Genomic DNA, 24,435 nt, shown 5'->3' on the forward strand with positions numbered 1-24,435 from the left:
TAACACATGGGTCAAATCACCCTCACGCTCAAAGACGAGACCATTGCGACGCTGCGCAAGGATTTCGATGCGTTTCTGCGGGTTTCGCTGAAGCTCGATCCGCAGTTCGCGACGCCGTCGTTTGAGGATTTTTTGCGCGCCAAGCTACTCGACAACATGGTGCCGCTGACAGAACACGCAGTTCAGCGGATGTTGCAAGGCGGCCAGTACGCGTGGGCGAAACGCACGCTGGACAAGGAATTCCCGGACGTCGTGGCGATTCTGATGCGGCAGGCGGGGGAATTCGGTTTCGGCTTTGCAGCCCGCTCGGAATGGACGCCTGAAGAGCTCGCCAAGCACTGCCGCGACTGGGCCGCGGCCATCGTCAAGGAAGCGGAAGGCGACGCTGCGCTGATCGATCCGCTCGCGGCCCAGATCAAAAGCGCGGCGCAGGACATCCAGGCGCTCGAGGAAATCATGCAGACGCCGGCCTGGCGTCTGGTGGAATCGCTGCGTCAACGCGTCTATGAAGCCAAGGTGGCGTGCGAAACGAACGTGGGCAGCACGGCGCGCGAAAAGCTCGGTGAGTTGCGCGGACTACTGCGTCTGGGAATTTCGCACGGCTCGTTCCAGAAGCAGGAAGCGCAGCAGATCATGGAGTACCTGCGCCTGCTGAAGCCGGAGATTTTCATCGAAGAACCGTACGACGTGTTCTCACGCCTCGCCGCATGGTTGCGCAATTTCTTTGTGCCGCCGCGCCCGGTGCCGCAACAGCAGCAACAACAGCGGCAGTCGCGGTAATCGCAGTAAAAGCCGGCTCAGTCCCACATCTTCCTGAGCCTCGCGCCAATTTCGATCTTCGCCTGCGCCGCCGCGGCCAGCCCCGCTGCCGTCGGCGCGCTCGGCACCGGCACGCGCGGCCACGCATAGGCGTCGAATAAAGGCATCAGATGCGCCGGAATGAACCGGGTGCGCGACGCCCATACGTGACGGTCGCCCAGATGGGTCTGGTTGTGCACGTAAAAGCGCTGCGGCACGACGATATGCAGGTCCTCCTTCGCGCGCGTCATCGCCACGTATAGCAGGCGGCGCTCCTCGTCGATTTCCTCTTCGCTGCCGGTGCCGAGATCGGACGGAATGCAGCCATCCACGCCATTCAGGACGAACACGTTGCGCCACTCCTGCCCCTTCGCCGAATGAATCGTGGACAGGATCAGGTAGTCCTCGTCGATTAGCGGTACGCCGGATTCGTCGCTGGTGGCGTCGGGCGGATCGAGCGTCAACTCGGTCAGAAAACGCTCGCGCGACGGGTACGTGCCCGCGATGCTTTCCATCTGCAGCACGTCCGCATGACGGACCGCCGCGTCTTCGTGATTGCGTTCGAGATGCGGCTCGTACCAGCGCCGCACCATTTCGAACTCGGCCGGCCACGGCGTCTCACGCCCATACACGCTCGACATCAGCTTGACGAACGGATGCCAGTCTTCCCGCGCCCGGGCGGGCGGCGCAAAGGCAGCCAGCGCACCACCTGCGCTCCGGGTGAAATCGGCCGGATTGCCGGCGCCTGCCCGCGCCGCGACCTCGTCCAGCACCTTCGCGGCGGTCGTGGGACCGACGCCCGGCAGCAATTGCACGACCCGAAAACCCGCGACGCGGTCGCGTGGATTCTCCGCCCAGCGCAGCACGGCGAGCACATCCTTGACATGCACCGAGTCGAGAAACTTCAGGCCGCCGAACTTCACGAACGGAATGTTGCGACGGGTCAATTCGATCTCGAGCGCCGCGCTGTGATGAGCCGCGCGAAACAGCACCGCCTGGGACTTGAGCTTCATGCCTTGCTCGCGCGCTTCGAGCACCTGCTCGACGATGTAGCGCGCCTGATCTGCTTCGTCGGCGACCGTCACCAGACGCGGGCGCTGCGCCGAGGCCTTGTCGGTCCACAGATTCTTAGTGTAGCGCTCGCTGGCCAGCTCGATCACCGCATTCGACGCCGCCAGAATCGGCTCGGTCGAGCGGTAATTGCGCTCAAGCGTAATCTGCGTCGCGGGTGGATCGAAGTGCGCCGGAAAATCGAGAATATTGCGCACGGTCGCGCCGCGAAACGAATAGATCGACTGGGCGTCGTCGCCGACCACGGTCAGGCCACGGCCATCGGGTTTTAGCGCGAGCAGGATCGACGCCTGCAGGCGATTGGTGTCCTGATACTCGTCGACCAGCACGTGATCGAAGCGGGCCGACAGATCGGCCGCGATGGCCGGTTCGGCGGCCATATGCGACCAGTAGAGCAGCAGATCGTCATAGTCGAGCACGCTCTGCTTCTGCTTGGCTTCGGTGTACGAGGCGAACAGCCTGCGCAGATCGGCCTCCCATTCGCGGCACCAGGGGAAGGCGCTGTCGAGCACGTCGGCGAGCGACGCGCCGGTGTTCACCACGCGCGAGTAGATCGCGAAGCAGGTGCCCTTGGCCGGAAAGCGCCGCTCTTTCGCGGACAAACCGAGCTCGTGGCGCACCAGATTCATCAGGTCGGCGGAATCCTCACGGTCGTTGATCGTGAAGGCGGGCGCGAGGCCGATCAGGTCCGCGTATTCGCGCAAGAGCCGCGCGCCGACGCTATGGAAGGTTCCGGACCACGTCAGCCCTTGCGCCAACGCAGCCCGCGTGCCGAGCGCCGCGCCGGCGATGCGCGTGACGCGGCGGGTCATTTCGAGCGCAGCGCGGCGTGAGAAGGTCAGCAGCAGAATACGGCGCGGATCGGCGCCCTTCACCACCAGATTGGCGACCCGATGCGCCAGCGTATTGGTCTTGCCGGAACCCGCCCCCGCTATCACCAGCAGCGCGCCGGGCGGTGCGTTAGGACTGTCAGCGCCATATTCGACGGCTTCGCGTTGCGCGTCGTTGAGTTTGGCCAGCCAGTCCGCGGTATCAGAATGAGGATGAGGATGGGTACCGGAATCGGCATCGACCGGTGACGAAGATTCAGCAACGGAGAGCACGATGGATTCGGGCCTGAGAGGGAGTGGACGCGGCGACGCATACTGTATATCCATACAACCTGCTGAGACAAGCGACCCTTTTTTTACAACTCCGCCAGGCTCCGCGAGGTCTTGCGAAATGAGCGCCGCGCCCCGTCGGCCAAGCAAAGCAGACATAAAAAAAGGCCCGGGCGCACACACGCTCCGGGCCATTCTGGCGACGATACCGGGCAACGCGTTCGCGACGCGTTGCCTTCCATCGAAGTAGTCTTACTGCTTCTTCGCGTCCTTCAGACTGGCGTCGGCGTTCGCCTTGTCAGCGTCGGCCTGCGCATCGGTCTTTTGCTTGTCGGCCTTGGCTTGCGCCACCGAGGCCTTCTTGTCAGCCTTCGCCTGTTCCTTGGCCGCTTTCTTGTCGGCGTGGGTCACCGGCGCGGCGGCCGGGTCGCTCGCCTGCGCGAACGCGACTGACGACAGGCAACCGGCAATCAGCGCGGCGTAAATCCGGTTCTTCATCGGCTGGGTGATGTTCATGCGATACCTCCGTACAACGGGAATGCAGGTCAAGCAGGCAGCTTGCACAGCCCGCTTCACTCCGTGGAAAACCGGGTGAAGCGGGCCGGACAGGACGTGTCAGAACTCGGGCTTAGTGCTTCACGTCGGCGCCGTCGTCCTGAGCGGCAGCCTGGCCTTGCATGTTCATCTTCATTTCGTTGTTGGCGGCCTGCTTGTCAGCCTTCTGGTTGATCTTGGCGTCGCGCACCTGCTCCTTGTACTGCGACTTGGCAGCCTTTTCCTGCTGCTTCAACTCAGTCTTGGACGCCTTCTTCGACGCCTTGTATTCGGCATTGGCCTGCGCGTTTGCCTCACGCTTCTGGACCAGCGGATCGGTCGAGCCCGATGCCGTCAGACGCGTCGGCGCCGGCGTGACCGGCTGCACACCCTGCGCGGCCGGTGCGGCGGGCGCGTCAACGGCGCCCTGAGCCTGGACTTGTGCCTGGCCATTCATCCCCGCGGCCGGTTGCGCGGTCTGCGCGAAAGCAGCGGTAGCAGCAAAAGCAGTCAGGGCGGTACCGATCAGGAGCGTACGAATCTGAGTCATGGCGAAATCCTCTCTAAAATTGTTGTGACACGGGCGCCGTATTCGGTGCTACATACGGATGAGCGATTCATGTCTCTCGCCCGGTCTATTCGCTGCTGGAAAAATTCAGCAGGCTTTCCTACAGACACGCACTTTACGAGTGAAGTTCGTTATGTACGACCAGTGTTACGGAACGTTTCATTTTCTGACAAAAGTACAACATCACATAACAACTGCTTGCAATTGCCAGTGCGAGGTCCAAACCCACCGGACTTTCATTCAAGACCAGCTTCTGGCTTATGATGCGAACCCTTTGCTTCAACGCGCAAACGCCATGCCCAACCTCGATTTCACACTGACCGGCGACTACGTCGAACTGCACAATCTTCTGAAGATAACGGGGCTCGCCGACAGTGGCGGGTCCGCAAAAATGATGGTCGCGGACGGCGCGGTGACCGTCGACGGTCGGGTCGAAACGCGTAAAACCTGCAAAATCCGCGCGGGCCAGGTCGTGCTGCTGGGCGATACGCGAATTGCGGTGCATGAGGCCTGACGCCCCCGGAGTCTGAAAACCAGTCCGAGAACTCGGAAGACCGCACGCACCAAAATCGTGCTTCCTCCATCGACATCCCCGTGCTGAAGCAATAAGCTGTCGGTTTCGACAGACAAACAATCGGCTGACAGCCGCCCTACGCCCCGGTGAGCCGCCCACGCGCCACCCCGCCGGCGGCACGCAAGCCGCGGGAGTCGCAGCGCCGTGCGGCTCCGTGCGGCTTACACCGCCGCCACGCTGTCACCCCCTTCCGCCTCCAGGCGCTCCATGACTCAATCCGGCTTCACCCGGGTGGCCGCCCGGCCGCCGACCTTATCCCGCCACGCCGCCGATACCGCCCGGCTGGCGGCGCCGCTCGCCATCGCCCAACTGTCGCAGATGGCGATGGGCGTCACCGATACGATCCTGCTCGGCTCGCTCGGCCCCGACGCGCTGGCAGCCGGCGGTCTCGGCGCCAATCTGTTCTTCGTCGTGGTCACATTGCTGCAAGGCGTGCTGACCTCCGTCAGCGTGAGCGTGTCGCATGCGCGCGGCGCGCAGGACGAAGGCCGCGTGCCGCACATCTACTGGACCGGTTTCGTCTTATCCGTCCTGCTGTCGGTGCCGGCGTTCTTCCTGCTGTCGTTCGCCACGCCGATCCTGCTGGCGTTCGGCGAACCCGCACTGCTTGCCCACAACGTCGGCGAATACGCGGCGGTGCTGCGCTGGGGCTCGCTCGGCAGCCTGATCGGCGTCGGCCTGATGCGCTCGTTCCTGCCGGCCATCGGTGCGGCCAAACGGCTCCTGTGGGTGTCGCTCGTCAGTGTGTTCGTCAATGGTTTTCTCAATTACGGGCTGATTCACGGCGTCTACGGCTTGCCTCGCCTCGGCTTTCTCGGTTCGGCGGCGGCCACCTCGATCACCGTCTGGCTGAGCGCGCTCGTGCTGATGGCCTTGCTGCATCTGCGGCCCCGCTACAGACACTTTGTCGTCGCCACCCGGCCGAACGTGCCGTTGATGGGCGAGCTATTCGGCATCGGCTGGCCGGTCGCGATTACCTACGGCGTCGAGTCGACCCTGTTCCTCGCCACCGGCCTGATGGTCGGCCTGCTCGGCGAGTCGCAACTGGCCGCGCATCAGATCGCGTTGAACGTCGCGTCCGTCGCCTTCATGGTGCCGCTCGCGATCGGCCAGGCGGCCAATGTGCGGGTCGGCTACTGGTCCGGCGCGGGGCAGCCGCTCGCCGCGCGCCACGCGGGTTTCGTCGCGCTCGCGCTCGGCGTCGGTTTCATGACGCTGTCCGGCATCGTGCTGATCGCGGCGCCGCATTGGATCGTGGGCCTGTATCTGCATCTCGACGACCCGGCCAACGCGGCCACGGTCACGCTGGCGAGTTCGCTGCTCGGCGTGGCCGCGATCTTCCAGATCGTCGACGGCATGCAGACGGTCGGCTCAGGCTGCCTGCGCGGCCTGAAGGACACGCGCGTGCCGATGATCGCCGCGACGTTCGGGTACTGGGTGATCGGCTTTCCGACCGGCTATGTGCTGGCCTTTCACTTCGGGCTGGGCGCGCGCGGTTTGTGGTGGGGCCTCGCAGCCGGACTCGCCAGCGTGGCGCTGCTCATGACCTTGCGCTTTCACAAGCTGAGCTTGCGGCGCGTGCCGGTCGCGCCAGACGCGCCGCCGGCCACCTCGGCCTGAATTCGGCATGAATTCGGCATGAGGTCCGCCTGCGCCTCACGCGAGCGGCTCTGAACCACGCAACGCCCGGATGGTTGCGCCCGCAACCATCGTTTCCCGGAAAAACCGCCGTCAACGGTAAAATGCGTGCTCCGGCGACACTGCGCGCACCCGCGCAACGCCACTCGCGCGCCTCACGAAGGCCTGCGTCACCCGACGGCTCGACACCTGACGTCGGGGCATGCCGCTCCTTGCGAACAGCACCTCGAACATGCACCGCTTCTTGCGGCGTGCCGTTCGGCCGACCTTCAATACTCGCCATAAAACATAACCAGGGACCACCCGTCATGCTTGCCCGCGTCACCCGTTTATTTCCGCTTTGGGCCGTGCTCGTCTCGATCGCCGCGTACTCCTCGCCGGCCTCCTTCACCAGCATTGCGCCGCATGTCACCACGCTGCTGACGATCATCATGCTGGCCATGGGCGTCACGCTCTCGGTGGCCGATTTCCAGCGCGTCTTCACGCGCCCCGCGCCGGTGATCGCCGGCATCGTGCTGCATTACCTCGTGATGCCGCTCGCTGCATGGGTTATCGCCAAGGCACTGCGCATGCCGCCCGATCTGACCGCCGGCATGGTGCTGGTGGGTAGCGTGGCGAGCGGCACGGCGTCGAACGTCATGATCTATCTGGCACGCGGCGACGTGGCGCTGTCGGTAACGATCAGCGCATTGTCGACACTGGTCGGCGTATTCGCGACGCCGCTGCTCACGCGCCTTTATGTGGACGCGTCGATTGCCGTCGACGTGCACGGCATGCTGATGAGCATCCTGCAGATCGTCGCGTTGCCGATCGTGGTCGGACTCGTCGTCAACCAGTTGTTCAACAAGGCGGTGCGCAAGGTCGAACCGATCCTGCCGCTGATCTCGATGGTGGCGATTCTGCTGATCATCGGCGCGGTGGTTGGCGGCACGCAGAAGAGCATCGCGTCGGTGGGTCTCGTGGTGATGCTGGGCGTCGTGCTGCACAACGGCATCGGCTTGCTCGGCGGTTACTGGGGCGGCCGCTTGCTCGGCTTCGACGAAGCCGTCTGCCGCACGCTCGCTATCGAAGTGGGCATGCAGAATTCAGGGCTCGCGGCGACGCTCGGCAAGCTGTATTTCACGCCGATCGCGGCGTTGCCGGGCGCGTTGTTTTCCGTATGGCATAACCTCTCGGGCTCGCTGCTCGCGGGCTATTGGGCGGGACGTCCCGCGAAAGGCTCGACGCATCCGGATGGCCAGCGCGCGTTGAACGCCGAACGAGGATAAGCACCCGCACGCGACCGGCAAGTTACCACCCGGCGTCTGCCAGACGCCGCGGCGCTCGGGCCACTGGCCTTAGCCGGATTTATCTGGCCTTGGCTGGATTTGCCTGGCTTTAGCTGGCGGTATGTGTCCTCACGCTCACAGCGCGCCGACAAATACCGCCAGACGCCGTCAGGCGGGCAAACAGACCAAGGACCCGCTTTACGGTCAATTCCAGCAACGAAAGCCCGCCCGCCTGATTCCCCTTAGAATGCATTCCTCGGCAGCGCGATCAAGCCGCACGCGCTGCCGCCATGAGAGGCCTGCAAACGGGAGAAACAGCGTGTCGTGGCATCAAGACAAAAATCAGAACGCACTGCACCACAAGTCCGCTTTGAGCACGTCCCCGAGGACGTCCTCCGCCCTCAACGAAGCGCCGCGCCGGGCAGATAGTCCCGGTAGCGAATCGCGGGATGGGTGGACAACGATACGTTTCTTCCTGTTGTGCTGCGCGGCGGCATGTTTGACCGCTTGCGCCACCAAGCCTCCCGCCACCGCATTCGAGCGCCCCGTCACCCACGCACTGCCGGTCACCGAGCCAACACCGCTTCGCACGGCCCTCGCGCCGCTCGAAGCGGCGCATCCGAACGAGTCCGGTTTCCGGATCTTGCCGAGCGGCACCGACGCCTTGCAGATGCGCATTGCCCTCGCGCGCGCGGCGACGAAAACGCTCGACATGCAGTACTACATCGCCAATGAGGACACCACCGGCAAGCTGCTGCTCGGCGCCGCACTCTACGCGGCCGATCACGGCGTGCGGGTGCGCATGCTGGTCGACGATCTGAACTTCAAGGACATCGACCGCACGATGGCGGGTCTGAACTCGCATCCCAACATTGCGATCCGCGTCTTCAATCCGTTCGGCAGCGCGCAGGAGGGCGTGTTCCAACGCACCACCAACCTGTTCACGCAGATCGATCATTTCACGCGCCGCATGCACAACAAGTCGATGATCACCGACAACCAGCTGGCGATCGTCGGCGGCCGCAACCTCGGCGACGAATATTTCAGCGCCAGCGAAACGCTGCAGTTTCGCGACCTCGATGTACTCGCCGCCGGCCCGATTACCGCCGACGTCTCCGCGAGTTTCGACGACTACTGGAACAGCAGCGTCGCCTATCCGCTGCAGGTGTTGAACAAACAGAAGTTCAGCGCGCAAGAGCTCGACCAGACACGCGACGACTTACGTCAGCACTGGCGCACCAACGCCGACCCCTACAACGCGAAGCCGCTGAACGCCACACCGCTCGCCTCGCAGATTGCCCAGAATCAACTCGGCCTGACGTGGGCTCCCGCGGAATTCAAGGCGGACCTGCCGGAGAAAATCGAACATCCGTCGCCGGACTACGTCAGCCCGCCGATGCAGCGCCTCGCCGAACTGATGCGCGACGCGCAGAAAGACTTTCTGATCATTTCGCCCTACTTCGTACCGCACGAGAGCGGCGTCAAGGCGGCCGGCGAACTGACGCATCGTGGCGTGCGCATCGCCGTGCTGACCAACTCGCTCGCCGCAACCGACGCGGTGGCCGTGCAAGCGGGCTACAGTCCGTTTCGCGTGCCGCTGCTGCAACAGGGCGTGGAATTGTACGAATTCAAACCGCAGCAGAATACGCCTCGCGCCCGCTTCACCGGATCTCACTCGCGCGCCAGCCTGCATGCCAAGACCTACGTGATCGACCGCAAGATTCTGGTGATCGGCTCGATGAATCTCGATCCGCGCTCAGCCAATCTGAACACTGAGCAGACGCTGGTCATCCATAGCCCGGCGCTTGCCGAACAGGTCGCGCAAATCTTCGAGCGCGCCATCGCACCCGACGCGAGCTACCGCGTCACGCTCGCCGATCCGGCTCAGCTCGCCTATCTGCGCTCGATCGGCGCGCCCCTTTCGCCTCTGGTCTGGACCGACGTCGAAGACGGCACACGCCGTACCTATATCTTCGATCCGCAAGCGGGTTTTTACCGGAACGCGCTAACCGGTCTATTCTCCTTATTGCCGGTTAACGCACAACTTTGATCGCACCACTTTGAGAAGCGGAGTTGAACCATGACTGAAGACGTACGAATGGAGCGCGACACGTTCGGCGAAATCGCCGTACCGAACGCCCGTCTATGGGGTGCGCAGACCCAGCGCTCGCTGCAGAATTTCCGCATTTCGTCGGAGAAACAATCGCCCGAACTGATCACCGCGCTGGCCGTCATCAAACGCGCGGCCGCGGAAGTCAATCTGGGTCTGGGCGTGCTCGACGAGAGCAAGGCGAAGGCGATCATGCAAGCGGCCGACGAGATCATCGACGGCAAGCATCCGGAGGAATTTCCGCTCGCGGTCTGGCAAACCGGCTCCGGCACGCAGACCAACATGAACCTCAACGAGGTGATCGCGAATCGCGCGAGCGAACTGCTCGGCGGCGAGCGCGGCGAAGCGCGCAAAGTGCATCCGAACGACGACGTGAATCGTGGCCAGTCGTCGAACGACGTCTTTCCGACGGCGATGCACGTGGCCGCAGCCTACGCGATCGTCAAGCATCTGCTGCCCGCGCTGAAAACGCTGCGCGATACGCTCGACAGCAAGGCCAAAGCCTTCGCCGATGTCGTCAAGATCGGCCGCACGCACCTGCAGGACGCCACACCGCTGACGCTCGGCCAGGAGTTCTCCGGCTACGTCGCGCAACTCGATCATGGCATGCGCCACGTGGAGTCGGCGCTGCCGCATCTGTACGAACTCGCGCAGGGCGGCACGGCGGTCGGCACGGGCCTGAACGCGCATCCGCAATTCGCGGACAAAGTGGCCGCCGCGATCGGCAAGCTGACCGGTTTGCCGTTCGTCTCGGCGCCGAACAAATTCGAAGTCATGGCAGCGGCCGATGCGCTGGTGTTCGCGCATGGCGCTTTGAAGACGGTGGCGGCCAGCCTGAACAAGATCGCCAACGACATCCGCTGGCTCGCGAGCGGCCCGCGCTGCGGGCTCGGCGAACTGTCGATTCCGGAAAACGAACCCGGCAGCTCGATCATGCCGGGCAAGGTCAATCCGACCCAATCCGAAGCCCTGACAATGCTGTGCTCACAGGTGTTCGGCAACGACGTCGCGGTGAATATCGGCGGCGCGAGCGGCAACTTCGAGTTGAACGTGTTCCGGCCGATGATCGCGCACAACGTGCTGCAATCGATCCGTTTGCTCGCCGACGGCGCGCACAGCTTCAACGACAACTGCGCGGTGGGCATCGAGCCGAATCGCGAGCGTATCGATACGCTGCTCAACGAATCGCTGATGCTCGTGACGGCGCTCAATCCGCACATCGGCTACGACAAGGCCGCGCAGATCGCGAAGAAAGCGCATAAGGAAGGCACCACGCTGAAGTCGGCGGCGCTCGCGCTCGGCTATGTCACCGGGCAGCAGTTCGACGAATGGGTACGGCCGAAGGATATGGTCGGGCATTCGGCCAAATGACCGGCTACGTCACCGGGCAGCCTTGGGGCCTGGTGACCGCTTTGCCGACGCGGGTTGTACAGCAGGCCGCGAATGCAACGATCGCGCGGCCTGCAGACGCGGCTTAAACCTTTCCCTGCGCCACTTCTTCCGGCTTCAGCTCGACGATCGCGTCGAGCGCTTCCTTGACGTCCATCGCGTACTTGGCGAGGCGCTTCTGCTCATCCGTTTCCGGCACGAATGCCGGCACCGGCACCGGATGGCCGTTCTCGTTGACGGCCACCATCACCACCAGACAGTCCGTGGTTTGCAACAGCTCGCCGCCCTTCGGATCGCCCGCCTGCACCGACACGTGGATGTGCATGCTGGTGCGGCCCGTCGCCACGACCCGCGCGCGCAGCTCGACCAGGTTGCCGACCAGAATCGGCCGGCGAAAGCGGATATTGCCGACGCTGACCGTCACGCAGTAGCGCCCCGACCATACCGCCGAGCACGCATAGGCGGTTTCGTCGATCCACTTCATCAACGCGCCGCCATGCACCTTGCCGCCGAAGTTGACCGAACTGGGTTCGGCAAGAAAGCGGAAGGTGGTTTCGGAACGGTCCAGCGGCGCTAAGGCAGGGGTGCTCATCTTGACTCCGGTCAATCGGATGCATTAAAGGAGGCGATTATACGAGCGCAATATTGACTCCGTCGCGAGTCGGACCGGGTTATCTTGCGGAATTCGTACCGGGGTGGCCGCCATGCTTTCGTCGGGCTTTCATTCGCGCCGTGGCGCGACCGCCGATTCGAAACGCTCCCGATACTCGAGCGGCAGCACGCCGAAACGCCTCACAAATGCGCGCCGCAAGTTCTGCTCGCTGCCGAAGCCGCAATCGAGCGCAATCCGCTTGAGCGGCCGCTGCGATTCGGCGAGCACCCGTGCGGCTTCCTCGAGCCGCAGTGCCGCGACGGTTTTGGCCGGCGTGCGGCCGACCTCGTCGACGTAGCGCCGCGCGAAAGTCCGCGGGCTCATCCGCGCGCGCTCGGCGAGGCGCTCGACCGACAGATCGTCGCGTAAATTGGCCGCCATCCAGCTATGCAGCGCCTCGAATGGTCCGCGCGCCGACGCCTGGGCCGCCAACGCGGCGCTGAATTGCGATTGCCCGCCGGGCCGCTTCATGAACACCACCAACCGCCGCGCCGCCTGCATCGCGACTGCGTGGCCGACATCCTCTTCGATCAGCGCGAGCGCCAGATCGATACCCGCCGTGACGCCCGCCGATGTCCAGACCACGCTCTCACCTTCCCCGCGCCCCGCGTCGCGGATGAAAATCGGGTCGGCGTCGACCTGCACGTTCGGGAAACGGCGCGCCAGAAGCGGCGCGTCGCGCCAGTGAGTGGTCGCGCGACGGCCGTCGAGCAGGCCCGCGGCCGCCAGATAGAAAGCGCCCGTGCAGACCGAGCACACACGCCGCGCCTGCGGCGCACGGCGCTGGATCCACGCGACGAGTTCGGGCTGCAAGGCGCAGGCTTCGTCGATCGGCACGCCCGGGACGATCAGCGTGTCGATCGGCTGGTCGTCGAGCGAATCGAGCCGTTCCGTGACGACCGGCAGGCCCGGGAAGGTTTGCAGCACGCCACCGTCGATCGACGCCACGGTCGTGCGATAGGCAACCGGTCCGGCGGGCTTGCCGACTGAGTTCGCGGTGCCGCCCGCAGCGCCTGCCGCAGCCGCCATGGTCAACTCGGCACGCCAGAACGCTTCGAGCGGGCCGCAGGCATCGAGCAACACGAGTTCAGGCGCCACCGCGAAAACGATATGACGTGCAACCATCAGGAAACCCCTTTTGCGAGTTGCCGCTTGCTCGACCACGCATAGCCCAGCGTGGCCAACGCCGCGATTCCGAGCAACGGAAAAATCGCGGCGTTGATCGTCGCCCAGCCGAAGCGCGCCAGCAATTGCCCGGCGAACAGCGAGCCCAGCGCGGAAAACGCAAAGGTCGTGAACTCGCTGGTGGCCTGCGTCTTCGCGCGCTCGGACGGCCGGTACGATTGCGCGAGCAAGGTCGATCCGCCGACGAACATGAAATTCCAACCCACGCCGAGACACGCGAGCGCCGCATAGAAGTGCGGTAGATCGGTGGAGCGCAACGCCAGCACACCGCACATCGCCGACAGCACGATCCCCGCGCCGTTCACCGGCAGCACGCCGAAGCGCTGGATCAGCCGCGCGGAAAACAGCGATGGCGCGAACATGCCGACCAGATGCCATTGAATGATCCCGGCGCCGTCGCCGATCGTGTGGCCGCACGCGACCGCCGCAATCGGCGTCGCGGTCATCACGAACATCATCACGGCGTAGCCGAGCGCGTTGTTGGCGAGTGCCGCGGCAAAAATCGGTTGCCGGACGATTTCGCCGAGCGGCCGGGCCGCGTCTTGAGTCACGGCCGCGCTCGCGTGCGGTGCGGCGTCGCGATACAGCAGCGCCAGCATGGCGATCGATACGAGCCCGAAGCCCGTGACCAGCGCATAGGAGCCCGCAAATGCGACCGGCGCGAGCCAGTCCTTGCTCCACGCGGCGAGGAGCGGCCCGCAGACAGCGGCCACCACGCCGCCGGTGAGCACCGTTGAAATCGCCCGGCTCTTGCCTTCGATGCCGACGGCATCCGCGGCCGCCAGCCGGTAATACTGCGCGAACGCCTGAAACACACCGACTGTGGCCGTACCGGTACAGAACGCCCAGAAACTGTGGTGAAAGATCGCCCATACGGAGACGGCCCCGCCCAGTGCACCGACGCCCGCGCCGAGCACGAAGCCCGCGCGCCGGCCGATGCGCGCCATCAGGAACGAAGCAAAGATCGTGGTCAACGCGGCAGCGACGGTGATCAGCGAAAACGGCAGCGTCGCGAACGCCTTGTCGTCGGCAAGCGTGTAGCCGACCAGACCGGTCAAAGTCAGATCGATTGAGACAGACGAGGTATAGAGCGCCTGGCAGATCGCCAGCACGCGCGCCGCGCGCCGGCCGTTGGGGTCGGAATGGCCGGAGCCGGTTTGACTGGCGGTAAAGCGGGCAGTGGTGGAAGGGGCGGAAGAAGCAGTGGAAGAAGCAGTGGAAGAAGCAGCGGGCGGCATCGGTAAGCCTCGGGTCGGCGAAAATGGCGATGCCCAGATCGTCACATGGCTGGCGATGGCAGGAATGACAATGATGCATCAATTCCAGCCAGTCGCTGCACTCGTCCGTCCAAAAGCGGCCGCAGCCGCCTCCGGACTACTTGTGGACCGTAATGCCTTCGTCGATCGTGCCGTACATCGTGATGCTGCCGGTACCCGCGCCCGAGCTCGAACCCGATCCGCCCTGCGCACACGCGCTGAACAGTAAAACCGCCGCGGTGGCGGCAAGAAGAAATTTCATGACAGCGCGTTCCTGCAAGGACAGGCTTCGATTTTAGCCTGGCCGCCCGAGACGGTTCAGAAGCCGCCTTGAAGCAACCTTGAAGCAGCCGTGCACACGCTGCCTGGCCTTGATCGACGCCAGGTTTTCGTAGCCACTACATTCGACAATTCACGCTAAGCTGAAACACCGAATGCAGCAACCCTATAGAGTGAACTGCATGGCGCCCTCCCCGCGCCGCCAACCGGAGACGCCCGATGCCCGCGAACCTCGCAGACGAGCAAAACCATTTTCCAGGCTTGAGCCGTATCGGCGCGCTGCTCGCCGACCCCGGCCGCGCCGCAATGCTGTGGGCGCTGATGGACGGCAGCGCCCGCCCGGCCGGCGAACTGACGATGATCGCCGGGCTCTCGCCGTCGGCGGCCAGCGCTCATCTGGCGCGCCTGACTGACGGCGGCCTGCTCGCGCTCGAAGTGCGCGGCCGGCATCGTTACTTCCGGATCGCCTCGCCGGATATCGCCGCGTCGATAGAAGCACTCGCCAACGTCGCACAGGTTAGCGCGCCGCAACGGGCGGCGCCGCGTCCGGCGCGCACCGTGCCGGTCGACATGCGCTACGCCCGCACCTGCTACGACCACATGGCGGGAGAACTGTCGGTGCGGGTGTTCGAGCGGATGGTCGAGGGCGGTCTGCTGACACTGCACGGTTCGTCGCTTGAAGCCACCGCTGACGGCGCCGCCCGCTTCGCCGATTGGGGCATCGACCTGTCCGCCCAGAAGAGCCGCCGGCGGCGCTTCGCCTGTACCTGTCCTGACTGGAGCGAACGGCGTCCCCACCTGGGTGGCGCGCTCGGCGCGGCACTGCTCGATTCATGGTCGACGCATGGCTGGGTCGAGCGCACGGAGCGCCCGAGAATCCTGCGAATCACACCCGCGGGCCGCCGTCATTTCGACGCGTTCCTCGCCACCTGAGTCGCGCCTAACCGATTGATGTAATTACAAAATTTGTTCTATCAGCTTACGAAATGCCTTATCGAGACCTTTTGTTACACGCTCGCGAAAGAGCCTTACAAAACTGGGGGCCTTGAAACAATCCGTACGGGTAGAGTGGTTCTCACGGTTACGGCACAATGCCGCGTCCGTCGGAGAAAACCATGAGAACAGTCACCACACCTCAACACTCGAAACGCCGGACGACCGGCTACACGCTGATCGCTGCCGCGGCATTTCTGTTCGCCGCGCAGGCCACCTTCGCACAGGAAGCCGAACAGGCACCGCCGGGCGCCGCAACGCAAAATACCGATCCGCCGGGGCGCGTGGCGCGTCTGAACTACACGGCCGGCGCCGTGACCACCGAGCCGGCCGGCGCAAGCGACTGGTCGTACGCGCAAATCAACCGCCCGCTCACCACGGGCGACCAATTGTGGAACGACCAGAACGCGCGCTCCGAACTGCATATTGGCTCGACCGCGGTGCGCCTCGACCAGTCCACCAGCCTCGACATCCTCAATCTCGACGACAACAGCGCCCAGTTGAAAGTCGCGCAGGGCACGTTATCGGCGCGGGTGCGCGAACTCGCGCCCGGCTCCTCGTATGAAATCGACACGCCGAATCTGGCGCTCGGCCTGAACGGCCCTGGCGACTATCGCGTCGACGTCGCACCGGACGGCAGCAGCACCACCGTCACCGTACGCAGCGGCAGCGCGACGGTGTATGGCGACAGCGGCCAGGTGCCGGTCGCGGCGGGCCAGCAGGTCCGCTTTGCCGGCACCAACCTGCAACAGGTCGCCGACAACGGCGCGCCCGGTCTCGACCCGTTCGACCAATGGGCGGCAAGCCGCGACGCAGCGGAAGACCGCTCGGTGTCGGCGCGCTACGTCTCGCGCGACATCCCCGGTTATCAGGATCTCGACGCCAACGGCACGTGGCAGAGCAGCCCGCAGTACGGTGAAGTGTGGGTGCCGCGCGCCACGCCGGCCGGCTGGGCGCCGTATCACGACGGCCATTGGGTATGGCAGGCACCGTGGGGCTGGACCTGGGTAGACGACGCGCCTTGGGGTTTCGCACCCTATCACTATGGCCGCTGGGCCTATGTCGACAACTCGTGGGCGTGGGTGCCCGGGCCGATGGTAGTCAGCGCGCCGCCGGTCTACGCACCGGCACTGGTCGCGTTCGTGGGCGGCGGTGGCGGTGGCGGCGGAGTCAACTGGGGAGTCAGTCTGGCGATCGGCGGCGCTGTCGCGGCCGGTGTCGCGTGGTTCCCGCTCGGCCCCGGCGAGCCGTGGCACCCGAACTGGGGTGGCCACGACCACTGGAGCCCGGGTTACTACAACCGCGTCAACAACACGACGGTCGTCAACAACTACAACCGCAACATCAACGTGACGAATGTGAATGTGACCAACATTCACAACACGTACATCAACTATCGCGCGCCGGGTGGCGTGACCGCGGTACCGGCGACGGCTTTCGTGCACGGTCAGCCGGTTGGCCGCTTCGCGCAGAAGGTCGATCCGCAACAGTGGCGCAACGCGCAGATCAATCCGGGCGGTCCGGGGATCGCGCCGGTGAAGCAAAGCTTCGGGCCGGGCCTGCGTAACGCGAACTATCGTCCGCCGGCCGCCGTGACGGCGCGGCCGGTCGTCGCCACGCGCAGCCCGGCCGTACCGGCCGCGTACCACGACACGCTCGCGCAGCGCTTTGCGCAGAGCGGCGGACGGGTGCCGGGCGCGGGTGAGCCGATCGTGCGAACCTCGGTGCCGGCGCACATGGTGGGCGCTCCAGGAGCCGTGCCGGTGCAAAACGTGCGGGTCGTGCAATCGCACATGGCCGGGCGGACACCGGGTGCAGCGCCGGGTGCGCCTAATGGCATGCAACAGGGCATGCAACAGGCCGGCCAGCGGGCCGGCGCAGCGCCGAACGCTCAACCGCAGCGTGGCGGCGAACCACAAGCCCGGCCGGGCACGCCGCCGCAAATGGCCAATCTGCACGAGCAACCCGGCGAAGCAGCACGTCCGTCGAATGGCGTGCCGCGGCCGCCGCAAGCTAACAGCGCCAACCCGAACGCCTACGCTCAGCAGCACGGTGCGCCGGGGCAAGCGGGTCAGCAACCGGGTGCGGAGGCACGGCGCGAGCCGGCCTGGACGCAGCCGCATGCGCCAATGGCCCAGCAGGCGCAGCAACATGGCGCCCCGCAGGAGCAGGCACGTCAGCCGGAGGGCCGTCCTGAGCCGCAGCAACAGGCCCAGCGTCAGCCGGAAGCGCAACCGCCGCGTGCGCCCGAAGTGCACGCCCAGCCGCAGCAGCAACCGCGTGAGGAATATCGTCCGCAGCCGCAACAGGCACAGCAGCCGCGTCCCGAGCCACGTCCGCAACAGGTGCAGCAGCCGCGCCCTGAACCTCGTCCGCAACAGGTGCAGCAACCACGTCCTGAGCCACGTCCGCAGCAGGTGCAGCAGCCGCGCCCGGAGCCGCATCCCCAGCAGGTGCAGCAGCCACGCCCGGAGCCGCGTCCGCAGCAGGTGCAGCAGCCGCGCCCGGAGCCGCATCCCCAGCATGAGGAGCAGCATTCGAGCGGCGCTAATCGCGACGAGCATCACAAAGGCTAAAGATGACGCGCGCGGCTAGATGCGCGCGCAACGCGACCGTCAGAAGGCGGTAATAAAAAACCCCAGCGACTTACCTCGCAGGGGTTTTTCTTTGAGCAGACTGCAAGCCGGCGCTCGGGCCGTACTCAAACCGCCATGGGCGCCGTAAGCGGCTCGTGATGGCGGTAGCCGACCAGCGAGAAATCCGACGGTTCGATTTTCTCGAGCCACTCCGGCTCGTACACGCCGGTTTTCGCATAGTCCGGAACGCGGTCCGAGATCGCGAAGGCCGGGCTTTCGTACGGCTCGCGCGTGAGCTGTTGTTGCAGCATATCGAGCTGGTTCTCGTAGATATGCGCGTCGCCGATGAAGTAGGTGAACCAGCGCGGCGTGTAGCCCGTCAGGCGGCCAACCAGATGCAGCAAAGCCGCGCCTTCGGTCAGATTGAACGGCGTGCCGAGCCCGACATCGTTGCTGCGAATGTACAGGCACAGCGAAATTTCACGGCGCGCGACATTCGGCACGAACTGATAAAGCAGGTGGCAAGCCGGCAGCGCGATCTGATCCAGCACGGCGGGGTTCCAGGCATGAAACAGAATTCGCCGGTCGGCGGGATTCTGCATGATCGTGTCGAGACACTGCCGCAACTGATCGATTGCTTTGTACAGCAGCACCTTGCGGCCGCCGTCCTCGTCGAACTCCGTCACCACCCGGAAGCCACGCGCGGTGGCATCGGCCAGTTGCGCGTCGGCGCCGGCGTCCAGCACCTTGTAAGCCGGCCATTGGCGCCACTGCACGCCGTACACATCGCCGAGGTCGTCCGGGCCCTGACGATACGGATTAGCGAGCCATTGCGGATTCTGGTTGGCATTCGCGTCCCACACCTTGCAGCCCAGATCGCGAAAATCCGCGGCGCTGCGCGACGCGCGCAGGAACCCGACCAGTTCGCCAACTGCCGATTTGAACGCCAGCTTCTTCGTGGTGACGGCGGGAAAGCCCTGCTGGAGGTCGAAGCGCAACATGGCACCCGGCATGCTGATCGTGCGAATGCCGGTGCGGTTCTCCTGCCACGTACCGGTGTCGAGAATCGTGCGGACGAGGTCGAGATATTGTTTCATGCGGGTTCCTTCGACGCAGCGCGCCCTTCGGTCGGGAACATGCGCCACGGAGAGTGAGCGGAAAACCCGATTTTAACAAGCGCAGCCGCACGGCGCCCGATTGGGGCGCGCGGCGAAGAAAATATCGGCGGGAAAGCCTGCTAGAGATGCGGCACCGAGGCCGGCAACTCGCCATGCGGGGCAGCCAGCGGTTCGCCTTCCATATGGCGCATGCCGTGAGAGCACAACAGACGATACAGCGTCACGCGCGAAATGCCGAGTTCCTGGGCGGCGTCGCCGAGACGGCCGCGATGGCGCAGGAGCGCAAGCTCGATTGCCTGACGCTCGGCCGCCTCGCGCGCCTGGGCGAGCGACACCGGCACGATCTCCACGTATTCGGCCAACTCGAGATCGCGTGCCGTGATCGCGCGCCCTTCCGACATCACGATCGCGCGCCGCACGCGATTGATCAACTCGCGTACGTTGCCGGGCCAGCCGTAGTTATGCAGCGCCGCGATGGCGTCGGGCGCGAAACCGCGCAGACGGCGGCTTGCATCTTTCTTGAAACGTTCCAGCATGTGCCGCGCAAGCAGTTCGATATCCTTACCACGCGCGCGCAACGGCGGTTCGTCGATTTGCAGCACGCACAGGCGGTGATACAGATCGGAGCGGAACCGCCCCTCGATCATCGCCGCCGTCATATCCACGTGCGTGGCCGAGATGATGCGCACGTCGACGTCGATCGAACCGTGACCGCCCAGCCGCTCCACTTTGCGTTCCTGCAGAAAACGCAGCAGGCTCGCCTGGCTTTCGAGCGGGAGATCGCCGATTTCATCGAGGAACAGCGTGCCGCCGTTGGCCGCTTCCACCCGGCCGATCTTGCGCTGACTGGCGCCCGTGAACGCGCCGCGTTCATAACCGAATAATTCGGATTGCAACAGATGTGGCGGAATCGCGCCGCAGTTGATCGGCACAAAAGGCGCATTGCGGCGCGCCGAGCGTTCATGGATCGCGACCGCGGTCAGCTCCTTGCCCGTGCCAGATTCGCCCGAGATAAATACCGGCGCGTCGGTCATCGCCACCTTGCGAATCGAACGGAACAGCGCGAGCATCGCGTCGCACGAACCGACCATTTCGCCTTCCGCGCCTTGCGAGCCGTCGTTCGATGCCGGCTCTCCGAGCGAGATCATGCCGTACGCATGCCCCACCGAATCGACGATCCTGTCGCCCGAGTAAGGCACCGTTACATAGTCGAAACAGTAGTCCCGCACAAGCCGGCGCAAGGCCGCATCCTGCAGTTGCCCGGGTGTGGTGGCCGCAACCCAGCCAACATTAGGAATGGTCAGACAGGACTCGAAAGCGGCGATTTCGTGGGGCTGAAATTCGCTGGACAGGTCGAGCAGGCCGCCCGCCGCCATGCCGGCGCGAACCGCACGGCGCACGTCGCGCGCCGATCCCACGACTTCGACATGCCAGCCGCGCTGATTGAAGCGTGTATTCAGTTCCGCGCTCGGATCGCGTGAAACGTAAATCAGTTGCCGCGTTGCGGGTTCCATTATTCAGATCCTCTCGTCAACGAACGTTAAGGATGACGTACGCACCTGAACCGCGGTTCAGACACGCTGACTCATTCGGGATTCGCGAAATAGCAAAACCCGAACGGTCATTCCATTCCGTGCGGACAGCTGATCCCCAAGAAAGCGGCGTGTGTGTTTGAGACGGCCCGTTAGCGGGCTTTTTTAAATCTGAAGCTGTTTTCGAGAGCTTACTATACACGCGCCGCTTGGAAAACAATTATGCGAATTTAATCGGGGACTCCTTTCTCAGCAAGGCCGGGCGGGCGATCCAATCTTATTCAACTTACGAATAAAAGCATTGTGGAAGCGCTTTTCCTGGCGTTCACCCAAGGTAGTTCATACCGTCCGATTTAACGAATTGCAGGTATTTTCTGCCTGCCGTTTCAGCACTGAAACGTTTTTGTCCGATTTCCCGGTTCTTTCTCCGCGGTATGCGGGCCGCCTCCAGACGCATCAATGGATTGCGACTCATGGCACACGTTTCGCTAAATGCTGTGCACCAAGGAGACACATCATGCGACTCGCTTTCCGCATCGACCTGAACAGCATGGCACCTTGCGCCGCACTGTGCGCCGCCGCGATGGTCCTGATCGTGCTGCCCGCCGGTGTCGACGCACAGGAATTCACCCTGCCTCAATCCGCCACGGTGGCCGAAACCGCCGATACCGGTTCCGCCACCCTCGCGAGCACGACGCTCGCAGCGGTGGCAACGCCGGATATGGCGGCCATCCACACGGCGAGCGCCGCTTCGATGGACAACGCGGTGGCGGACCACAAGGCAGCCGACATGATCGACAGCGCCACGTCGCGCAGCGATCTGGCCGGCAACGCGCTGAGCATTACCGCCGACACCGCGTCCGTGAGCGATCTCGTGCTGGACGACCAGGCGCTATCCAGTCAGCGCGGCGGCTTCAGCGGCATGTTGATGGTCGCGGCGACCCCGCAAATGATGCGCAGCTTCAACAGCGGCGGCAACCGCGTGACGCTGTGGGACGAAATTGCTCCGCCGTCCCAGTTGCCGGTGCCCGTCGACGTCGCCCGTTCTGCGCAAGGCAACGTCACAAGCTATCAGAGAAATTAGCGCGGCGATCCATTCGCTGCCCAAGACCGCACCGGCCGATCGTCCGCCAGCAAGGAGCTGACATGAACGCCTCAACCCAGATGCCGAGCAGCAGCCGCCCACATGCGGCCCTGCTGTCCGCGCTGCTCGGCGTGCTCGCCGCGGGTGCCGTCACGAGTGCCGCCGCGCAGCAGGCGACCGAGCCAGGCAACCTGATCATCGAGCGTGACATCACCCCGCGCGATGCGTTCGTGCCGGTGCCGAAGAGCCAGGATCCGATTTCGGTACAGGTTCAAACCTTCCCGCGCGCGGCGTTCGACGGCGCGATCGGCGCGATGGCGAGCGACCTCGACCTGAACGGCGCGCACGGCACCAGCGGCGTCGCCAGCAACGGCTTCATGCCGGCGCTTGTCGGCGCCAACGGCATCCAGCACATGCTCGCGGGGGCCGGCAATACCGTCCCGGTTGGCGCGGGCGCCAGCTTCGGCGGCGCCGGCGGAATCGGCAGCTCGATCGCCCAGTCGGTCAACGGTGCCCTCGCACCCCTCGGCGCTGCGTTGGGAGCCATGAAATGAAAACCACATACGCACCGGCAGCGAAGCCCTTTGCGTCACGCAAGCAGCCGCGCTGGCCCTTGATGGTCTGCGCTCTCCTCGGCCTTGCGAGCGTAGCGGCATACGCTCAAACGCCGTCCGCGCTCGTCGACGTGCAGTCGGTGATCGGCAACGGTGCGCTCAACGGTGCGACTGGGGTCGTCGCCATCAACGAGGCGGCGGGTCTGGACAACGTGCAGGCAAATCAGGGCGTGCTCGCCAACGGGCAAACCCCTTTCAATCTGATCGGCAGTTCGCAGAGCGCGTCCACCAACGCCAAAACAACGGCCGCGAAAAGCACGATCAGCAATAACGCTTTTTCAAACACCTCTGGCCTTATCGAAGTGAATCAGTCGGCGGGTGTAGGGAATCTTCAGCGGAACAGCGCCATGATCGGCACTGGGCCGGTTGAAGCGGAGATCGTAGCGGATGGGGTGCTATCCGCTACGACCGCCAAGGGAGGCGGGCTGGGAAAGTCCGGCAATAACCACGACGCGCGCGAGGTGTCCATCGGTGCGGACGCGTTCAAGAACGTCAGTGGAATCGTCCAGATCAACCAGACTGCCGGCTCAGGTAACGTCAGTTCAAACAGTTTTGTGCTCCGTCCCCCGGCGGGCACCTTTTTCTAACGAGCCACACTCTTTATCGGAGCGTCATCATGAAGCGCACACTCATTGCAGCGGCTGTCCTGTCGACGATGGCAGCAAGCTCGGCTTACGCCGAATGCACGGCCGGCTGCGACCCGGCTGAGCTCTTTACGGCAACCAACGTCTATACCGACATCGGTGAATTCGGCTTCATCACGCTGCGTGGCAAGGTCAACGTGAACAGCAGTTCCGGCGCCACGGTCAACAACACGCAAAACGTGAACGTCGGCGGCGTGGACATGAAGACGCCGCCGCAGAGCTATGTCTCCGGCCACGTGACCACGACCGTCAACACGACGGATAGCTGGGACCACGCAAGCGGCGGCGGCAGCGGCTGGGGCGTGAGCCAGTCGTATAGCAACAACGCCTGGGCTTACAACAAGAGCAACACGCAAACCAACACGGCCTCGTCGAGCGCTGCGTTCATTGCGGGCGGCGGCTTCGCAACCGGTTTCGAAACATCGGTCAGAGGGTACAACTATGCGAACACGCACGCTTCCGCCAATGGTTTCCTCGCGGCGGGCTTCATCGCCGGTCTCGGCGGCGGCCCCGGCGTGATCTTCGGCGGTCTCGCGGCAGGCTTTGCCGGCGCGCTGAACACCCACGAGTCGAGCAATTTCGGCGCGGGGCTCCAGGCACAGGCAGCCGGCTACGGCGTCGCGTACGGCGGCTATGCGGCAGCCAGCCAGAGCACGGCGACGCAAACCCGCAGCGGCTATGGCGACGAAGTACATGCCAGCTTCTCCGAAGGCAGCCACGCCTATGGATGGACCCATAACTACGATGACAACCGGGGCTCCGTCACGGTCACGGGCAGCATCACCCAGCACATCAACACCGAAACGCCGACCACGATGTCCGCCGGCATCGGCAACAATGCGCTGGATACGGCAAGCGGCAACATTGGCGTCAACATCGCCACCGGCATCGACAACGCGCAGTCCAACGACGCCGCGCTGTCGAACATGGATGTCGGCCCCGTGTTCGGCACCGCGCAGATCTACTCGACTCAATCGTCGAGCGGCTCGGCCAAAGTGGGTGACTTCAACTTCGTCGCTTCCGTCGGCGCGGGCGCGCTGGCCAATGCAACCGGCAACATCGGCGTGAACGTGGCCTCGGGTGTGGGCAACGTGCAAAACAATAGCCTGGCAGCTTCGGCTACGACCGACAGCAGCAGCAGCGGGATGGGCGGCTGGAATCATCATCGCGGCAGCATGCAAGGTGGCGAAGTCATCGCCAGCGACCAGAACTGCCAGACCGCGGACGCAGCCGTTAATGGCCAGTTCACCGGCTCGTCGATGCTCGGCGCAGGCGCACTGGCCAACGCGACCGGCAACATCGGTGTGAATATCGCGTCGGGTGTAGGCAACCTGCAACACAACGGCCTTGCAGTCGCCAGCGTGTCGCATCAGTAATCAGCAGTCCGTAATCAGTAGTTAAAGCTGTATAGCAGGAAGACAACCGGTCAGCCTTCGGGCTGACCGGTGTCTC

At 64.4% G+C, this 24,435-nt stretch carries 21 protein-coding genes; 12 read left to right on the top strand and 9 right to left on the bottom strand.

Annotation, left to right across the window (positions count from 1 at the left end; genetic code table 11):
* Nucleotides 1-6 precede the first annotated feature (6 nt).
* Entirely contained in the window at nucleotides 7-780 is a 774-nt protein-coding gene (locus AC57B6_RS01380) for a DUF4088 family protein (protein ID WP_028199230.1), read from the top strand.
* 17 nt (nucleotides 781-797) lie between these two features.
* Here AC57B6_RS01380 and AC57B6_RS01385 read toward each other — a convergent pair whose 3' ends face one another.
* The 3 genes from AC57B6_RS01385 to AC57B6_RS01395 form a co-directional block, all read right to left on the bottom strand.
* Entirely contained in the window at nucleotides 798-3,026 is a 2,229-nt protein-coding gene (locus AC57B6_RS01385; RefSeq protein WP_496420574.1) for an ATP-dependent helicase, read from the bottom strand.
* A 195-nt stretch (nucleotides 3,027-3,221) separates the two neighbouring features.
* Entirely contained in the window at nucleotides 3,222-3,485 is a 264-nt protein-coding gene (locus AC57B6_RS01390; RefSeq protein WP_028199232.1) for a hypothetical protein, read from the bottom strand.
* 112 nt (nucleotides 3,486-3,597) lie between these two features.
* A complete protein-coding gene (locus AC57B6_RS01395) occupies nucleotides 3,598-4,053 on the bottom strand; it encodes a hypothetical protein (protein ID WP_030101288.1) in 456 nt (151 codons plus the stop codon).
* Nucleotides 4,054-4,366: 313 nt separating this feature from the next.
* On the opposite strand from AC57B6_RS01395, the gene AC57B6_RS01400 reads away from it, so the two are divergent.
* From AC57B6_RS01400 to fumC, 5 genes are all read left to right on the top strand, one after another.
* Nucleotides 4,367-4,585, top strand: a complete 219-nt coding sequence (locus AC57B6_RS01400; RefSeq protein WP_011489423.1) for an RNA-binding S4 domain-containing protein — start codon at nucleotides 4,367-4,369, stop codon at nucleotides 4,583-4,585.
* 267 nt (nucleotides 4,586-4,852) lie between these two features.
* Nucleotides 4,853-6,265 carry an MATE family efflux transporter gene (locus AC57B6_RS01405; protein WP_178369398.1) on the top strand — a complete coding sequence of 471 codons (1,413 nt, stop codon included), beginning with the start codon at nucleotides 4,853-4,855 and terminating at the stop codon, nucleotides 6,263-6,265.
* Nucleotides 6,266-6,591: 326 nt separating this feature from the next.
* Nucleotides 6,592-7,551: a ketopantoate/pantoate/pantothenate transporter PanS gene (panS, locus tag AC57B6_RS01410; RefSeq protein ID WP_028199235.1), complete on the top strand. Its 960-nt coding sequence runs from the start codon at nucleotides 6,592-6,594 to the stop codon at nucleotides 7,549-7,551.
* 499 nt (nucleotides 7,552-8,050) lie between these two features.
* Nucleotides 8,051-9,601, top strand: a complete 1,551-nt coding sequence (locus AC57B6_RS01415; RefSeq protein ID WP_244207395.1) for a phospholipase D family protein — start codon at nucleotides 8,051-8,053, stop codon at nucleotides 9,599-9,601.
* Nucleotides 9,602-9,631: 30 nt separating this feature from the next.
* Nucleotides 9,632-11,032, top strand: a complete 1,401-nt coding sequence (fumC, locus tag AC57B6_RS01420) for a class II fumarate hydratase (protein ID WP_496420575.1) — start codon at nucleotides 9,632-9,634, stop codon at nucleotides 11,030-11,032.
* A gap of 103 nt (nucleotides 11,033-11,135) precedes the next feature.
* Here the strand turns inward: fumC and AC57B6_RS01425 are convergent, their stop codons facing one another.
* The 4 genes from AC57B6_RS01425 to AC57B6_RS01440 form a co-directional block, all read right to left on the bottom strand.
* A complete protein-coding gene (locus AC57B6_RS01425; protein ID WP_028199238.1) occupies nucleotides 11,136-11,642 on the bottom strand; it encodes an acyl-CoA thioesterase in 507 nt (168 codons plus the stop codon).
* Nucleotides 11,643-11,771: 129 nt separating this feature from the next.
* The gene (locus AC57B6_RS01430; RefSeq protein ID WP_496420576.1) at nucleotides 11,772-12,827 is read right to left on the bottom strand and encodes a GlxA family transcriptional regulator; all 1,056 of its coding nucleotides are present in this window, start codon (nucleotides 12,825-12,827) and stop codon (nucleotides 11,772-11,774) included.
* The gene (locus AC57B6_RS01435; protein WP_496420577.1) at nucleotides 12,827-14,125 is read right to left on the bottom strand and encodes an MFS transporter; all 1,299 of its coding nucleotides are present in this window, start codon (nucleotides 14,123-14,125) and stop codon (nucleotides 12,827-12,829) included. The genes AC57B6_RS01430 and AC57B6_RS01435 overlap by 1 nt, the downstream gene beginning before the upstream one ends.
* Nucleotides 14,126-14,261: 136 nt before the next feature.
* Entirely contained in the window at nucleotides 14,262-14,405 is a 144-nt protein-coding gene (locus AC57B6_RS01440) for a hypothetical protein (protein ID WP_167346786.1), read from the bottom strand.
* Nucleotides 14,406-14,641: 236 nt separating this feature from the next.
* Between AC57B6_RS01440 and AC57B6_RS01445 the strand changes: the two genes are divergently transcribed.
* Together AC57B6_RS01445 and AC57B6_RS01450 are read left to right on the top strand one after the other, a co-directional pair.
* Nucleotides 14,642-15,355, top strand: a complete 714-nt coding sequence (locus AC57B6_RS01445) for an ArsR/SmtB family transcription factor (RefSeq protein WP_106351618.1) — start codon at nucleotides 14,642-14,644, stop codon at nucleotides 15,353-15,355.
* A 182-nt stretch (nucleotides 15,356-15,537) separates the two neighbouring features.
* Nucleotides 15,538-17,991 carry a DUF6600 domain-containing protein gene (locus tag AC57B6_RS01450; RefSeq protein ID WP_496420578.1) on the top strand — a complete coding sequence of 818 codons (2,454 nt, stop codon included), beginning with the start codon at nucleotides 15,538-15,540 and terminating at the stop codon, nucleotides 17,989-17,991.
* Between the two features lie 125 nt (nucleotides 17,992-18,116).
* On the opposite strand, the gene AC57B6_RS01455 is transcribed toward AC57B6_RS01450, so the two are convergent.
* On the bottom strand, nucleotides 18,117-19,088 hold the full coding sequence (locus tag AC57B6_RS01455) for a thymidylate synthase (RefSeq protein WP_496420579.1): 972 nt from the start codon (nucleotides 19,086-19,088) through the stop codon (nucleotides 18,117-18,119).
* 140 nt (nucleotides 19,089-19,228) lie between these two features.
* A complete protein-coding gene (locus AC57B6_RS01460; RefSeq protein WP_030101279.1) occupies nucleotides 19,229-20,623 on the bottom strand; it encodes a sigma-54 dependent transcriptional regulator in 1,395 nt (464 codons plus the stop codon).
* 535 nt (nucleotides 20,624-21,158) lie between these two features.
* Here AC57B6_RS01460 and AC57B6_RS01465 point away from each other — a divergent pair.
* From AC57B6_RS01465 to AC57B6_RS01480, 4 genes are all read left to right on the top strand, one after another.
* Nucleotides 21,159-21,725 (top strand): hypothetical protein, encoded by a 567-nt coding sequence (locus AC57B6_RS01465; protein WP_496420580.1) that lies wholly within the window; start codon nucleotides 21,159-21,161, stop codon nucleotides 21,723-21,725.
* Nucleotides 21,726-21,787: 62 nt separating this feature from the next.
* Nucleotides 21,788-22,279, top strand: a complete 492-nt coding sequence (locus AC57B6_RS01470; protein WP_496420581.1) for a FapA family amyloid fibril periplasmic chaperone — start codon at nucleotides 21,788-21,790, stop codon at nucleotides 22,277-22,279.
* A 62-nt stretch (nucleotides 22,280-22,341) separates the two neighbouring features.
* Entirely contained in the window at nucleotides 22,342-22,926 is a 585-nt protein-coding gene (locus AC57B6_RS01475) for a FapB/FapC family functional amyloid domain-containing protein (RefSeq protein WP_030101277.1), read from the top strand.
* 29 nt (nucleotides 22,927-22,955) lie between these two features.
* Nucleotides 22,956-24,359, top strand: coding sequence for a FapB/FapC family functional amyloid domain-containing protein (locus AC57B6_RS01480; protein ID WP_028199248.1), 1,404 nt, complete (start codon nucleotides 22,956-22,958; stop codon nucleotides 24,357-24,359).
* The last annotated feature ends 76 nt before the right edge of the window (nucleotides 24,360-24,435 follow it).

This window comes from Paraburkholderia sp. BGA-UO-ETr-F12, assembly GCF_059567945.1.